Annotated in this window: 17 protein-coding genes; 6 read left to right on the plus strand and 11 right to left on the minus strand. The window is 62.1% G+C overall.

Annotation, left to right across the window (positions count from 1 at the left end; translation table 11 throughout):
• Positions 1-2 precede the first annotated feature (2 nt).
• The 3 genes from ABWL43_RS07375 to ABWL43_RS07385 all read left to right on the plus strand — a co-directional run bounded on the left by ABWL43_RS07375 (position 3) and on the right by ABWL43_RS07385 (position 2,591).
• Positions 3-1,232: a Zn-dependent hydrolase gene (locus ABWL43_RS07375; RefSeq protein ID WP_404487336.1), complete on the plus strand. Its 1,230-nt coding sequence runs from the start codon at positions 3-5 to the stop codon at positions 1,230-1,232.
• 130 nt (positions 1,233-1,362) lie between these two features.
• On the plus strand, positions 1,363-2,385 hold the full coding sequence (locus ABWL43_RS07380; protein WP_404487337.1) for a histone deacetylase family protein: 1,023 nt from the start codon (positions 1,363-1,365) through the stop codon (positions 2,383-2,385).
• A 74-nt stretch (positions 2,386-2,459) separates the two neighbouring features.
• Positions 2,460-2,591 carry a hypothetical protein gene (locus tag ABWL43_RS07385; protein ID WP_256586935.1) on the plus strand — a complete coding sequence of 44 codons (132 nt, stop codon included), beginning with the start codon at positions 2,460-2,462 and terminating at the stop codon, positions 2,589-2,591.
• Between the two features lie 28 nt (positions 2,592-2,619).
• Here the strand turns inward: ABWL43_RS07385 and ABWL43_RS07390 are convergent, their stop codons facing one another.
• The 7 genes from ABWL43_RS07390 to ABWL43_RS07420 form a co-directional block, all read right to left on the minus strand.
• Positions 2,620-3,513 (minus strand): hypothetical protein, encoded by an 894-nt coding sequence (locus ABWL43_RS07390; RefSeq protein WP_404487338.1) that lies wholly within the window; start codon positions 3,511-3,513, stop codon positions 2,620-2,622.
• A 98-nt stretch (positions 3,514-3,611) separates the two neighbouring features.
• On the minus strand, positions 3,612-5,546 hold the full coding sequence (locus tag ABWL43_RS07395) for a response regulator (protein ID WP_404487340.1): 1,935 nt from the start codon (positions 5,544-5,546) through the stop codon (positions 3,612-3,614).
• Positions 5,536-6,399 (minus strand): sensor histidine kinase, encoded by an 864-nt coding sequence (locus tag ABWL43_RS07400; protein ID WP_404487341.1) that lies wholly within the window; start codon positions 6,397-6,399, stop codon positions 5,536-5,538. Before ABWL43_RS07400 ends, ABWL43_RS07395 begins: the two co-directional genes overlap by 11 nt.
• Positions 6,392-7,399: an ATP-binding protein gene (locus tag ABWL43_RS07405; RefSeq protein ID WP_404487342.1), complete on the minus strand. Its 1,008-nt coding sequence runs from the start codon at positions 7,397-7,399 to the stop codon at positions 6,392-6,394. Before ABWL43_RS07405 ends, ABWL43_RS07400 begins: the two co-directional genes overlap by 8 nt.
• Positions 7,390-7,794 carry an ATP-binding protein gene (locus tag ABWL43_RS07410; RefSeq protein WP_145162933.1) on the minus strand — a complete coding sequence of 135 codons (405 nt, stop codon included), beginning with the start codon at positions 7,792-7,794 and terminating at the stop codon, positions 7,390-7,392. Before ABWL43_RS07410 ends, ABWL43_RS07405 begins: the two co-directional genes overlap by 10 nt.
• Complete coding sequence (locus ABWL43_RS07415; protein ID WP_106576990.1) at positions 7,791-8,153, minus strand: STAS domain-containing protein; 363 nt, start codon at positions 8,151-8,153, stop codon at positions 7,791-7,793. The genes ABWL43_RS07410 and ABWL43_RS07415 overlap by 4 nt, the downstream gene beginning before the upstream one ends.
• A 2-nt stretch (positions 8,154-8,155) precedes the next feature.
• Positions 8,156-9,007, minus strand: a complete 852-nt coding sequence (locus ABWL43_RS07420) for an STAS domain-containing protein (protein WP_369300670.1) — start codon at positions 9,005-9,007, stop codon at positions 8,156-8,158.
• 336 nt (positions 9,008-9,343) lie between these two features.
• On the opposite strand from ABWL43_RS07420, the gene ABWL43_RS07425 reads away from it, so the two are divergent.
• On the plus strand, positions 9,344-10,246 hold the full coding sequence (locus ABWL43_RS07425; RefSeq protein WP_106577295.1) for a LysR family transcriptional regulator: 903 nt from the start codon (positions 9,344-9,346) through the stop codon (positions 10,244-10,246).
• Here ABWL43_RS07425 and ABWL43_RS07430 read toward each other — a convergent pair.
• Entirely contained in the window at positions 10,238-10,996 is a 759-nt protein-coding gene (locus tag ABWL43_RS07430; protein WP_145163244.1) for a substrate-binding domain-containing protein, read from the minus strand. The two genes, ABWL43_RS07425 and ABWL43_RS07430, sit on opposite strands and share 9 nt — an antisense overlap.
• The gene (locus ABWL43_RS07435; protein ID WP_404487343.1) at positions 10,996-12,300 is read right to left on the minus strand and encodes an MFS transporter; all 1,305 of its coding nucleotides are present in this window, start codon (positions 12,298-12,300) and stop codon (positions 10,996-10,998) included. The genes ABWL43_RS07430 and ABWL43_RS07435 overlap by 1 nt, the downstream gene beginning before the upstream one ends.
• 198 nt (positions 12,301-12,498) lie before the next feature.
• Here ABWL43_RS07435 and ABWL43_RS07440 point away from each other — a divergent pair, with 198 nt between their 5' ends.
• On the plus strand, positions 12,499-12,645 hold the full coding sequence (locus ABWL43_RS07440; protein ID WP_164487912.1) for a hypothetical protein: 147 nt from the start codon (positions 12,499-12,501) through the stop codon (positions 12,643-12,645).
• 125 nt (positions 12,646-12,770) lie between these two features.
• Here the strand turns inward: ABWL43_RS07440 and ABWL43_RS07445 are convergent, their stop codons facing one another.
• Both ABWL43_RS07445 and ABWL43_RS07450 read right to left on the minus strand, forming a co-directional pair.
• On the minus strand, positions 12,771-13,163 hold the full coding sequence (locus tag ABWL43_RS07445) for a VOC family protein (protein ID WP_145162941.1): 393 nt from the start codon (positions 13,161-13,163) through the stop codon (positions 12,771-12,773).
• Positions 13,164-13,203: 40 nt separating this feature from the next.
• A complete protein-coding gene (locus tag ABWL43_RS07450) occupies positions 13,204-13,383 on the minus strand; it encodes a hypothetical protein (protein ID WP_106576985.1) in 180 nt (59 codons plus the stop codon).
• Between the two features lie 129 nt (positions 13,384-13,512).
• On the opposite strand from ABWL43_RS07450, the gene ABWL43_RS07455 reads away from it, so the two are divergent.
• Entirely contained in the window at positions 13,513-14,448 is a 936-nt protein-coding gene (locus ABWL43_RS07455) for a LysR substrate-binding domain-containing protein (protein WP_106576984.1), read from the plus strand.
• The last annotated feature ends 17 nt before the right edge of the window (positions 14,449-14,465 follow it).

A 14,465-nucleotide genomic window follows, 5' to 3' on the forward strand; every position in this document is an offset into this window, starting at 1 on the left:
TAATGTTAAAGATTAATGGCCAACGCCTGTGGGCGAGCCTGATGGCCATGGCCGAGATCGGCGCCACGGCGCGTGGCGGCAGTTGCCGTCTGGCCCTGAGTGCCGAGGACCAGGCGGGTCGTGAACTGTTCAGCCATTGGTGCAACGCCGCCGGGCTGACGTTGAGCGTGGATGCGATCGGCAACCTGTTCGCCCGTCGCGCCGGTACCGACAAAGACGCCGCCCCGGTGATGATGGGCAGCCACCTCGACACGCAGCCGGAAGGCGGGCGGTTCGACGGGGTTTACGGCGTGCTGGCCGGCCTGGAAGTGCTCCGCAGCCTTGACGATCACGGCATTCGAACCCGTAAGCCGCTGGAAATCGCGGTGTGGACGAATGAGGAGGGCGCCCGTTTCACCCCGGCCATGCTCGGCTCGGCGGTGTTCACCGGCAGCCTGGCACTCGACCAGGCGCTGGCCACCACCGATGGGGCCGGCATCAGCGTCGCCGAGGCGTTGCGCAGCACCGGCTACAACGGCGAACGGCCCTTGGGTGGCGCGGTGGACGCGTATTTTGAAGCCCATATCGAGCAGGGCCCGATCCTGGAGGACAACGCCAAGAGCATTGGCGTGGTGACCGGTGGCCAGGCGATCCGCTGGCTCGACGTGCGGGTCGAAGGCGTGGCCGCGCATGCCGGCACCACGCCAATGCCCCTGCGCAAGGACGCGCTGTATGGCGCGGCCAACATGATCCAGGCGCTGGAAAACCTCGCCGCCGATTTCGCCCCCGAAGGCCTGACCACGGTCGGCGAGTTGAGCATCAGCAAGTCGTCGCGCAACACCATTCCCGGCTTGCTGACCTTCACTGTCGACCTGCGTCATCACCGCGACGTCGACATTGAAGCCATGGAGCAACAGGTGCGCGCGCGCCTGCACGCCATCGCCGAGAAGCGCGGCCTGACGGTCAGCATCAGTGCGCACTGGATCAGCCCGGCAACGCCGTTCGATGCCGATTGTGTGGCGTGCGTGCAGGCGTCGGTGGATGCCTTGGGTTACAGCCAGCAGCGCATCGTCAGCGGCGCCGGCCACGATGCGATTCACCTGGCACGGTACTGCCCGACGGCGATGATCTTCATCCCGTGTGTCGGTGGGCTCAGCCATAACGAAGCTGAAGACGTACTGCCCGAGGATGTGCGCCAAGGCACCGATGTATTGCTTAACGCTGTGCTCATGCGCGCCGGCCAGACCCAATAACAACTCAACTCTAAAGCCTGCCCGGATTCAACTGTGGGAGCTGGCTTGCCTGCGATAGCGGTACTTCAGACAGACCGCCATCGCAGGCAAGCCAGCTCCCACAGGTTCGGTGTTTACCCAGGAGCCTCACATGCGTACGTTTTTCCACCCAGAACAATTGTTGCACCACCCGCGCAGCTACTACTCCCGCGGCCAGATGCGCACGCCGCAGGAAGTCCCCGAGCGTGCGCGCAACTTGCTGGTGGCCGCACAGACCTTGGGCTTCGATATCCAGCCGCCCGCTGACTACGGCCTTGAACCATTGCTTGGCGTGCATGGCGCGCCTTATCTGACGTTTTTGCAGGAAGCGCATTCACGCTGGAAGGAGCTCCCCGAAGACTGGGGCGACGAAGTCATGTCGAATATCTTCGTGCGCGAACCCAACGCCCTGCGCGGCATCCTTGCCCAAGCTGCGCGTTACCTGGCGGATGGCAGTTGCCCGGTCGGTGAGTTGACCTGGCGTTCAGCGTATTGGTCGGCGCAAAGTGCTGTCGCCGCCGCCAAGCACATCCTTGACGGCGCGCCGGCGGCCTACGCGCTGTGTCGCCCGCCGGGCCACCATGCTCGTTACGATGCGGCGGGTGGTTTCTGCTACATCAACAATGCGGCGGTGGCTGCCCAGGTTCTGCGCGAAGGCTTTGCGCGCGTGGCCGTGCTGGACACCGACATGCACCATGGCCAAGGCATCCAGGAGATTTTCTACGACCGCGACGACGTGTTGTATGTGTCGATCCACGGCGACCCGACCAACTTCTACCCGGGCGTCACAGGCTTTGCCGACGAGCGCGGCGTGGCTGGCGGTGCAGGCTTTAACCTCAACCTGCCCATGGCCCATGGCGCCAGCGAAGCGGTGTTCTTCGAAAAACTCGAGTTGGCCTTGGCGGCGGTGAGGCAGTTCTCAGCGGATGTGCTGGTGTTGTCCTTAGGGTTCGATATCTACGAACTCGACCCACAAAGCAAAGTGGCGGTGACGCGTGAAGGGTTTGCGCGCCTGGGCGAATGCATCCGGCAGTTGGGCTTACCCTGCGTGATTGTGCAGGAGGGTGGCTATCACCTGGAAACACTGGACAGCAATGCGCAGGCGTTTTTCAGCGGCCCCAAGGCGTGGGTGTAATGAGCAGGCGATAACTTCCGTGGATGCGTGATATCTTTGTGCCATCACGCGTCGTGATCGTTACGGAGGGTCGCATGAAAAAGCTTTCGTTGGTTGGGTTGCTGGTGGTTTTGATGGTCACCCCGATGTTCGCGGCGGCGTGCCCCAAGGGCACGCATCCGGTAGGCGGCACGGGCTCGCACCACAAAGGCGGCACTTGCCAGTAGGCGTTGTTCGGTCTGTCGCGGGGCGGCGTCAGGGCGTCTTGCCGTCGCTGGTCGCCGCCAGCGCGTCGTTCACCAGTTTGAGTACCCGGTTGCGCCCACCTTCGGCCACCAGGTAAGTGCCGTCTGCGGTTCGCACAATCGATTGCGGCGCCTTCAAAAACGACAGGATTGTCTGCTGGCGTCCCTGTTTGTCGATCAGCAACAAGCGTGCGCGGTGCGTGGAATCTTCATTGACCCACAGGCCTCGCTCATCGCACATCAAAAAGGTCGGCTGGTTAAGTTTGGCCAGCACCACCGGGTCACTGCCATCGGCGCTCAGTTCGCGCACCCTGCCTTCTTTCTTTTTGGTGTAGAGCATGCGGCCATCCGTGCAGCGGATGATCGACTCCGCCTGGTCCAGGCCCTCGCGTATTACGCTTATGCTCTGGTCGCTCCAGCGATAGCGCAGCAGGCGTCCTGCATGGCTGCGGTCTTCGATGGCATAGAGGTAGTCGCCGTCATCCCACAGGCCTTGCACGTTTTCGCCTTTAAACAATTCGGTGACCGTGCCGTCCTTGAGAAAGCTGACGGGGGCGTTGCCGGTTTCCTGGCTGAACACCCAGCCGCCCCGCGTGGCCAACATCCCGTCGGGTTTGGACAGGTTGCCGAGCACGACGTCGCGGGTTCCATCCAGCCGGATGTGCACGATGCTGCCCAGCCCGTCCTTGAGCTCCTGGGTGACCATCAACGAGCCGTCAGCCATGGGGATCAACGACGCCGCCTTGGCCACATCGGTGTGCAAAACCTGATAACTCCACGAATCGGCGGCGCGCACCGGGTAAAAACTTTGCCAGGCAAAAAAGCCCAGGGTGGCGGTGCACAGCAGGCCGAGCGCCCACGATGCGAGGCGCAGGGGCCGATAGTTGTTATTGGGTTGAGTCATTGTTCGGTGCCGGTAGCCGATTGCAAGGCCGGTCACGGTACCAAGCCTGTCACCGCACAGCATCCTGCAATTTAGCCTCGGCGGCCTGCGTGTCCCCCTTACTGGGTGCCTGGCAGGCCGTCCAGCCCGCGGCGGATCTTCTCCAGCAACTCATCGATATGGAACGGTTTGGAGATCAGGTCCATGCCTTCCCCCAGGAAGCTTTGGCGATTCGCCGCGTTTTCCGCATACCCGGTCATGAACAGAATCGGCAGCGTAGGACGCAAGCCTCGGGCGACATCGGCCAATTCCCGCCCGGTCATGTAAGGCAGGCCCACGTCGGTAAGCAACAGGTCGATGCTGGTGTCCTGGTGAAGGGTGGCGATCGCCTCATCACCGTCGGCCGCCAGGCTGCAGCGGTAACCGGCGTCGACCAGCACCTCGGCGACGAAGCTGCGCACCGAAGGCATGTCCTCGACGATCAGCACGTGTTCGCCGCTGCTGAGCCCGGGCGCCGCGACGGGCTTGGTGGTTACGCTCGCCGGGCCCGAGGCAGCGGGCAGCATGATGGTGACTTCGGTGCCCTGGCGGGTGACGCTGCGGATCTGTGCGTCGCCGCCGGACTGGCGCGCAAAGCCGTAGATGGTCGACAGCCCAAGCCCCGTGCCCTGGCCCAGCGGTTTGGTGGTGAAGAAAGGGTCGAACACTTTGTCGATCACACTGTGTTCGATGCCCACGCCGTTATCGCGCACGGAGAGCGCGATGTAGGCGCCGTTTTCCAGTTTCAGGTTGCCGTTGGAGTAAGCAGGGTAGGTGGTCACCCAGATATTGCCGCCCTTGGGCAGCGCATCGCGGGCATTGATGACCAGGTTCAGCACTGCGCTTTCCAGTTGGATCGGATCGACCAGCGCCACGGCCGGGTGGGTCGTCAGCTCGAGTTTGAGCGCGATATGTTCACCGATCGTGCGCACCAGCAGCTCTTCCAGTGAGCGGATGTGCGCGTTGATATCCACCGGGCGCGTGTCCAGAGGCTGCTGGCGGGCAAACGCGAGCAGGCGATTGGTCAGGCCGGCGGCGCTCAGGGCCGAGCTCAATGCGGCGTCGGCATAAGCCTTGACCTTCTCGGTATGCTGAGTGTCGAGGCGTTTTTTGATCAGCTCAAGGCTGGTGATAATCCCGGTCAGCAGGTTGTTGAAGTCGTGGGCGATGCCGCCGGTGAGTTTGCCCAGCGCGTCCATCTTCTGTGCCTGCAGCAACTGCGCCTCGGTGCGCGCCAACTGCGTGGTGGCGTTGGTCAGCTCGGCCAGCTGATGGCGTTCGCGATGGCGATGCTCGGTGACGTCTTCGACAAACACCAGGCTCAGTTCGGCCCGGCGATAGGGCGAGATTTGCCACTCGGTTTCGCGCACTTGGCCGTCGACTTGCATTTGCAAGGTGCCTTTCCAGCGCTCTCCCGCGGCGAGACGCAGGCACAACTCCTGGATGACGGCGTGCTGATCGCTGGCGAAGCATTCGAGCAAGGCGTCAGGGTTCAGGTTGTCCTGGATCAGTTGGGCGAACGCGTGGTTGCATTCATGCACCTTCAACTGCGGGTCCATGACGGCTATCGGCGCGCTGATGTTGAAGAAGATTTCGCGAAAGCGCGCCTCGCTCTCGCGCAAGGCGTATTCGGTGTCACGCACGCGCAGCAAGGTGCGCAGGGTCGCCAGCAGCACGTCCGGGTCCACCGGGTGGATCAGGTAGGCATCGGCGCCGGCGTCCAGGCCGGTGATGATGTCGCCCGTCTCGATGGACGCAGCCGAGACATGCACCACCGGTAGCAGGGCGGTCGCCGGGTCGGCGCGCAGCGCGCGCACGATGTCGAAGCCACTCATGTCCGGCAGATTGACGTCGAGGATGAGCCCGTCGATCTTCTTGCTCGCGATCAGGTCCAGGCCCTCTTGGCCGGTGCCGGCTTCGAGCACGCGGTAGTGATGGCTTTCCAGGCGCCGGCGCAGGGCATAGCGGGTGGCGGCGTTGTCGTCGACGATCAGCAGCTGGATGTCACGATTCATCGGCAGGCCCGCCCGCGATAGACAGAGGAATGATCACAAAAAACATCGACCCAACGCCTGGGGCGCTTTGCACCCCGACCCGGCCACCGAGCAACTCGGCAAAGCGCTTGCACAGCGAGAGCCCCAGGCCGGTGCCGCGCAGGCGCTTTTGCAGCGGTGAGTCGATCTGGGAAAAGTCTTCGAACAGGTTGTTGTGCAGCTCGGCAGGAATGCCCAGGCCAGTGTCCTGCACCGCAAAGCGGATCTCGTGCGCGCTTTCCATGCGTGCCGACACGCGCACCTCACCTTGCAGGGTGAACTTCAGGGCATTGGAGATAAAGTTGCGCAGGATCTGCGCCAGCTTCTTGTCATCGGTGTAGAGCTTGGGCAAGCCCGAGGGCTCTTCAAAGATGAGGTCCACCGACGAGGCGTCGACGATCGGGCGGAACATCCCGCGCAATGCCGAGAACAGGTCGAACATGTCAAACCAGGCAGGCGAGATGGTAATGCGCCCGGCCTCGATCTTGGCCAGGTCCAGCAGGTCGTCCACCATCTCCCGCAGCTCGCGCGCCGAGCTGCGGATAAAGCCTACCTGGGTCTGCTGCTCGGGGCTCAAAGGGCCGTCGAGTTCATCGGCAAGCAAGCTGGTGATGCTCAGGATCGAGCCCAGGGGCGTGCGAAATTCATGACTCATGTACGACAGGAAGCGGCTTTTCAGGTCTGATGCCTGACGCAACTGGTCGGCCTGCATATCCAGTTCGGCATACAGTGCCAGCACACCCTGGTTGGTCTCATCCAACTCGGCACGCAAGGCGTCGGCTTCCTGGTGCAGGCGTTGCACTTGCTCAGTGAGCGAAGCAATGGTGTCAGCCATCAATGGCCTCCAGGGCAATCACGAAGACGGTAACGTCATCCCGGCCGCGACAGAAATCACGGTGAAGGATGGCGGCGATCAGGGCGGGGTGGCGGTGGCAAAGCCCGGGATAATCCGCAAGGTTCCAGCGTGACTGCAGCCCGTCGCTGTAAAGGATCAGCAGTTGGCCGCTGACCTGAGCGTAGTCGAAGGGTTGCGCCTTGCGAAACTGCACGCCGACGATGCCCGGGTGGGAAGCCAGCCCGCGCGACTTGCCGAAGCCAATCAGGCTGGCGCCGATATTGCCCACGCCGGTGAAACGCAGTCGGTCAGCCACGGCGTCGTATTGCGCCACGGCCACTGCGCCGCCCCGGGTGCCGTTCATGCCGATATGCATGTCGTTGAGCAGTGTGGTCGAGTCCTGGAAGGGGTCTTGGGCGAACATCTCTTCACCCGCGCGCGCCGCCCGTTCGGCTTCGCTGCCATGGCCCAGACCGTCGGCAACCATCACGCTGAACCGGCCCGCTTCGATTGCCAGGTGCCAGGCGTCGCCACACGCCGGATCGTTGTGCAAGGAATGCTGGCTGACGCCATAGCGGATATCCCGCGCGTTCGAGGTGCGAGGGTAGAGCCGCGCCAACATCGCCGTGCCCCGATGATCGGCATGCACATCAAAGACCTGGGCCACGCGCGAGATGGCGCCCATGCCGATGCCTTGCGTGCCGCCCGTGGAGAACCCATCCACCAGGCAGCTTTCCAGGTCGAAGCCCTGGCCACGGTCGACGGCGATCATTTCGACGCCCTGGTTGCCCGTGGCGCGCAGGTGCAGCTCGCCATGGGTGGCATGCTTGAGGATGTTGCTGGCAAGTTCGGTCGCTACCAGGGCCACGCGCCCGGCGTCGGTTTCATCAAAACCCAGCAGCTCGGCAAGCTGCTGGGCGCTGCGCCGGGCATAGCCGATTTGGCTGACATCTTCGATCAAAAGCACTTGGGTCAAGGCGCTGGGAATATTCAGGTCCATCGGGTGATCGTCACGCGTGTGCCCTTGCCGGGTGCGGTGTCCAGTTCAAACTCGTCCACCAGGCGCCTGGCGCCGGTCAGGCCCAGGCCCAGGCCGCTGCCGGAGGTCCAGCCGTCGGTCAGGGCCAGCTTGAGGTCGGGGATGCCGGGGCCTTCATCGCGAAAGGTCAGGCGCAGGCCGGGGCGATGGTCTCTTTCGACGACGCTCCAATCCATGTACCCGCCACCGCCGTAGACCACGGTGTTGCGCGCCAGCTCACTGACGGCCGTGACCAGCTTGGTCAGGTCGATCAGGCGCATGCCGCAGTCCTGGGCCAGCCTGCGTACTAATTGTCTGGCCAGCACAACGTCCTGTTCGATCAGCACGGGATGCGTGCCGCTGCTGGCTTGGCTCATAAGTGTTCTACCCGGTCACGCAGCAGTTTCATGCCGCGCTCGACGTTCAATGCGGTCGCCACGCCGGGCAGGGTCATGCCCAGTTCCACCAGGGTAATGGCCACCGCCGGTTGCATGCCCACCAGCACGGTCTGCGCGTCCATGATGCGCGATAGGCCGGAAATGGTGCCGATCATGCGCCCGATAAACGAGTCCACCATGTCCAGCGCCGAAATGTCGATCAGCACGCCGCGCGCCGAGGTGCGGCTGATGCGTTCGGACAGGTCGTCCTGCAGCGTCATGGCCAGCTGGTCGTGCATGTCGACCTGAATGGTCACGAGCAAAAACTCGCCCATCTGCAAAATAGGGATGCGTTCCATGCTTAGACAGCCTTGCTGATGGTGACGCCCAGGCGTTTGAGCGCCAGCGCCAGGGCATCCGCCAGGTTGGCTTTGGTCACCACGCCTTGCAGGTCCAGACCCAGGTGCACGATGGTCTGGGCAATTTGTGGGCGTACGCCGCTGATGATGCAGTCGGCACCCATCAGGCGGATGGCGGTGACGGTTTTCAGCAAGTGCTGGGCCACCAGGGTGTCGACGGTCGGCACGCCGGTGATGTCGATAATGGCGATTTCCGAGCCGGTGTCGACGATGCGTTGCAGCAGCGACTCCATGACCACCTGAGTGCGTTGCGAGTCCAGGGTGCCAATCATCGGCAGGGCCAGCACGCCGTCCCACAGCTTCACCACGGGGGTGGACAACTCCAGCAATTCTTCCTGCTGGCGTTTGATGACCGACTCACGGGACTTCTGGAAGGTGCGGATGGTGTGCATGCCCAGCGAATCGAGCAGTTCGGACACTTCCCAGAGTTGCTCGGCCAGTTGCGCCGGTTGTTCGGCGTACTCACGTTGCAGCAAGGTGAACACTGGGCCTTTAAGGGCGAAAATGAAGCTGGCGGTTTGTTGCGAGTCCTGGCCGATCAAGGCGCGGCTGTGCGACAGCTTTTCCAGGAAAACCCGGGTCTCAGCCCAGTTTTCATGGCTTATCTGCTGTGAGCCGCCTTGCAGGAGCGCGTCGATCAGCAGATTAAGAAAGTCGCCAGCTTGCTGTTTGACGTCATCACCCTTGACGTTTCGCGTGGCTCCCGAAGCCTCGAGGCTCGTAATCCATTCGGTCAGCAGGGCAGGGCGTTGGGTTTGCAGCGCCTGGATTGTATGAGCTTGAAGAGTTGCCACGAGAGTCTCCTTGAACGGCTTTGGTTGTTCGCGTGCAATTTATACTAAGTTGGGTTGTTTTAAATTGTTTCGTGGATTTTTCGTGTTGAAACCCCACTGTATTGCTAACGTTCGGCGTTGGTATCCAAGCCAATCAGTTGCCGTCCTGGCGTAAACGCGCGGCGTCATACGCGGTTACGGTAGCAGGTCGCCGCGGTGCGGGCGCACATGGCGCGCTTATATCACTGGCTTGATCGTTGTAGCCGGGTTATCAATTCAAACCCGTGCAGGCATACATGGCGCGTCACCACAGCCCATACGATAATGCCCCCCAAATCGACCACACTGGCCCATCCCGTGATCATCAACTTCGACCTCAACGACCTCCAGGCTTTCCGCGCCGTGGTAGACAAGGGCAGTTTTCGCGGCGCCGCCGAGGCCATCCGCATCTCGCAGCCGGCGCTGAGCCGGCGCATCGAAAAGCTTGAGTCCGCCCTCGAGGTGAAGTTGTTCGAACGCACCACGCGGCGGGTCAGCCTGACCATGGTCGGGCGGGCATTCTTGCCGCAAGTGGAGCGCATGCTCGACGACCTTGATGTCGCCTTGATGGGCATCAGTAACGTCGCGTCCACACGCATGGGCAACGTGACCATTGCCTGTGTGCCGTCCACCGCTTACTACTTCATGCCTCACGTGATATCCGAATTCCATAAGCTGTACCCCAAGATTCGCCTGCGCGTGCTGGACGCCAGCGCCGGCGAGGTGTGCAACGCGGTGGAAAGTGGCGAGGCGGATTTTGGCGTGAGTTTCAGTGGCAGCCTGGCCGACGAAGTGGAATTTGAACTGTTATTGCAGGAGCGCTACGTACTGGCCTGTCGGCGTGATCATCCGTTGGCCGAGCGCGAGAGCGTGACCTGGGCCGAGGCCTACGAGCACGATTACATCACCGTGGACAAAACCTCCGGCAACCGCTTCCTGCTGGACCAGGCGCTGCGTGGCGTGCGGGTGAAAAAACCGAGTATTTGCGAGACCCACCACGTGACCACGATGATCGGGTTGGTGGAGGCGGGGTTGGGCGTGGCGATGGTGCCGTCGATTGCGATGCCGGCGGGCACGCACCCAATTCTGGTAAGCGTGCCGCTGGTGGAACCGCAGGTGATGCGCAATGTGGGCTTGATCAAGCGCCGCGGGCGGACGTTGCCACCTGCGGCGCTGGAATTGGAACGGTTGGTGCGGGAGATGCCGTTTCGGTCAGTGTGACACCGAGTCCAACCCGGTGGACTGCACCAGCGGTTGCGCCTCGGGCGAGGCCAGGTACTGCAACAGTGCCTTGGCCTGCGCCGGATGTTGAGCGTTGACCGGAATGCCCGCCGCAAAGCGCGTCACCGATTGCACGTCTTCCGGGATCTTGCCGACGTAAGTCACGCCCGGCACCGGCAGCAATTCCGCTACCTGCTGCAGGCCCACCTCGTATTCACCCTTGGCGACCACCGAAGCCACCGGGATGCGCTCGATCATCTTGCCCTTGGCGGGCATGCCGAGCTTTTTGAACAGCTCCTTCTCGACATACACACCGCTGGCGCTGTCCGAGTACGCCACGGACTTGGCCTGGCTGAGCACCGCTTTCAACTCGGCATCGGTGCCGATCGCCGGCTTGGCGGCGCCTTGCTTGACCACCAGGCCGATGCGTGAATCGGCCAGCTCCACCCGCGAGGCCTTGTCGACCTTGCCCTGCTTGATCAAATCATCCAGGGCATAGCCCACCATGATCACCACGTCGGCGTGCTCGCCACGGGCCAGGCGGTTGGGAATCGCTTCCGGCGCCTTGCCCATGGACGGGCCGAGGATGGTGTCGAGGGTGTCGCCGCTTTGCTGGGCGTATTGCGGGCCCAGCAGTTTATAGGCGGCGGTGAAGCCCCCGGAGGTCATCACCTTGAGCTCTTCGGCCTGGGCCGTCAGCGCCAAAGCGCCGAGGGCCAGGGCGGTCAGGGTTTTGCACAGCGCCTTCATCATGCGGCCCCCTGCATCACCTGCCCGCGGGTATTGGCGCGGCGGTACAACGCGAGGGTCGAGCACAGCGCGCACAAGGCGGCAAACATCATCCAGTAGGCCGGCGAGGCCTTGTCTTCGGTGATGTGAATGAACCAGGTGGAGATCGCCGGCGTGAAACCGCCAAAGATCGCTGTCGCCAGGCTATAGGCCAGCGAGAAGCCCGCCACGCGCACTTCCACCGGCATGATTTCGGTTAGCGCCGGGATCATCGCGCCGTTGTACATGCCGTACAGGAACGAGAACCACAGCAGGGTTTCCAGCATGTGGCCGAAGCTCGGTGCGTTGACCACAAACGACAGCGCCGGGTAGGCGGTGATCACGGTCAGCACGGTCATCGCTACCAGCACCGGCTTGCGGCCGAAACGGTCACTCAGGGTGCCGCCGATTGGCAGCCAGACAAAGTTCGACACGGCCACCAGCAAGGTCACCAGCAGGGCGTCGGAGGTGCTCAGTTGCAGCACGGTCTTGCCGAAGGTCGGGGCGTACACGGTGATCAGGTAGAACGCGGTGGTGGTCATCGCCACCATCAGCATGCCGCCGATCACCACGGTCCAGTTCTTCACCAGGGTCGCCAGCACTTCGCGCATGGTTGGGCGATGTTTGCGGTTGGCGAACTCTTCGGTTTCCTGCAGGTTGCGCCGCAGTACGAAGATGAACGGGATGATGATGCAACCGATGGCGAACGGAATGCGCCAGCCCCAATCGGCAACCACGGCCGGTTGCATCCACACGTTCAGGCCGTAACCCAACGCGGCGGCCACCACGATGGAGATCTGTTGGCTGCCCGACTGCCAGCTGGTGTAGAAACCTTTGCGGCCCGGGGTGGCCATTTCGGAAAGGTAAACCGACACACCGCCCAGCTCCGCACCGGCAGAGAAGCCTTGCAGCAAGCGGCCCAGCAGCACCAGCAATGGCGCCCACAGGCCGATGGTTTGATAACCCGGCACCAACACGATCAACAGCGTACCGCTGGCCATGATCGACAGGGTCACGATCAACCCTTTGCGGCGACCGACGTCATCGATATAGGCACCCAGGATGATCGCGCCCAACGGTCGCATCAGGAAGCCTGCACCGAACACGGCGAAGGTCATCATTAATGACGCAAACTCATTAGCGGCGGGGAAGAACGCGGCGGCGATATAGGTGGCGTAGAAGCCGAACAGAAAGAAGTCGAACTGTTCGAGGAAGTTGCCCGAAGTGACGCGGAATACCGCACCCACTTTCGAGCGGGCAGAGTCGGGCCGGGAAGGGCTAGTCATGGTTTTGTGTCTCCAGCGTTCTTTTTAAAGTGCTTGTTTCGCTTAAGACCGCGGATAGTGGCTGACACATTTAGAAATGATAAGTGAGTAATTTGGATACATTGATGCGTCATGGCTATCAATCGCTGTGCGCGTCCAAAATCTCGCCACTGTTCTATGCTTGAAGCGGTGACCAATTCTTACGGATGGGAGGTGGCAATGGCTGACAAACACGAGCACCGGGATGAGCACGCGCATGAGCAACCTCGGCGGCAGCCCGAAGAGGAAAAGCCGCAGACCTGGAAGCATCCGGACGATGGTACGGAGCTTTCCGAGCGAGATCAGGAGCGGCCGCTCAAGCCCTGATTGAATGAGCGAACGCAGTCTAAAGGTGGGAGCGGGCTTGCTCGCGAAGGCAATGTGTCAGTAACCAATGGGCTCACTGATTCACCGCCTTCGCCAACAAGCCCGCTCCTACATTGGCGCCACGATCAGCCTACGATCGGCGTACACAATTCCACCAGCGTGCCATCCGGGCAACGCACATACGACACCACCTGGCCCCAAGGCTTGGTGGCGGGTGGCGCCAGCTCTATCGCGCCGTGGGCCAGTGCTTTGGCATGGGCGACGAACACGTCTTCGGTCACAAACCCGACCTCCATCCCCAGCGGCCTTTTAGAGGCATGTGCCTGGACATGGCCACCGTCGAAATTCAATTCGCCCAACTCATGCGCTGCAAACGAGAGCGTGGTGTCGCCGGTTTCAAGCTCGCCGTAGGTGCCCGATTCATGCAGGAAACGGCGACTGAAGCCGAAGGCTTTCTCGAAAAACATCAGAGAGGCGGCAACGTCGGGTACATAGATGATGGTGTAGGCAAATTTCACGATCAGGCGGTCCTTGCTGAGAGTGGATGAATGCAACGGCTCATGAAAGCAGCACGGAGACGGGAACCCCCCACGCCAACACCACAAACGCGATCACGGTTGCCAGGCACAGGCCGACAAACACCCGCGTCAGCGTCCTCACCGTGGGGTTGGCGATCCCCTTGACTACCCAGAGACAAAACCCGGCCACCACAATGGCCAGGGCAATAATGAACAGCACGATGGTGTTCCTGCGGCCTTCAAGCGCTGATTTATAATCCCAAAGCCGCCGGATGAACAGTGTTCACATAGACGCAGCCCCGCGGGCTTTCTAAACTGCGGCTTGTCTTGGGGAAAGGGGCAGGTGCCGATGAATCGCAATGAATTACGCAAGGCCGACATCAACCTGATGGTGGTCTTCGAAGCACTGATGCTCGAGCGCAATGTCACGCGGGTGGCGGAAAAGCTGTTTCTCGGTCAACCGACCATCAGTTCGGCCCTCAACCGTTTGCGCACCTTGTTCAATGACCCACTGTTTATTCGCGTCGGCCACCGTATGGAACCCACCGCGCGCGCCGAAGAGATCATTCAGCACCTGTCGCCGGCCCTGGATTCACTGTCGTCGGCCCTGAGCCTGACCCACGATTTCGACCCCACCCAGAGCACCATGACCTTTCGCATCGGCTTGTCCGATGACGTTGAGTTCGGCCTGCTGCCGCCCTTGCTGCGGGCGTTGCGCCAGGAAGCGCCGTTGGTGGTGTTCGTGGTGCAGCACGTAGATTACTGGCGCATTCCTGATCTGCTGGCGTCCGGCGATATCACCGTCGGCATCACCCAGACCCGCGGCCTGCCGGCGAACGCCAAACGTAAACTGCTGCGGCATATCCGCCCCTGCCTGTTGCGCGCCGACGCCTCGGATAAACCGCTGACCCTCGACGAATATTGCGCACGCCCTCATGTGCTGGTGTCCCACACCGCCAACGTGTCCGGGTTTGCCGATGAATGGCTGGCCGAAATTGGCCGCAAGCGCCATGTGGTGCTGTCGGTGCCGCAATACAGTGCGCTGCCGGCGCTGCTCGCCGGCACTGACATGATCGCCAGCTTGCCGGACTACACCGCCCAGGCCATGGCCGCTGGCGGCAACCTGTTTTGCGAGCCCTTTCCGTTCGAAACGCCGACGCTGGACTTGTCCATGGTCTGGCTCAGCCACGTCGACACCGACCCGGCGGAACGCTGGATGCGCTCGCGGCTGGAGGCGTTCATGAGCGAGCGCGACATGCTGCCGGTGCTGGCGACAAAATCTTGAGATAACCCACTTCAGGG

This window comes from Pseudomonas sp. HT11 (assembly GCF_044875395.1).
Taxonomy (GTDB): Bacteria; Pseudomonadota; Gammaproteobacteria; order Pseudomonadales; family Pseudomonadaceae; genus Aquipseudomonas.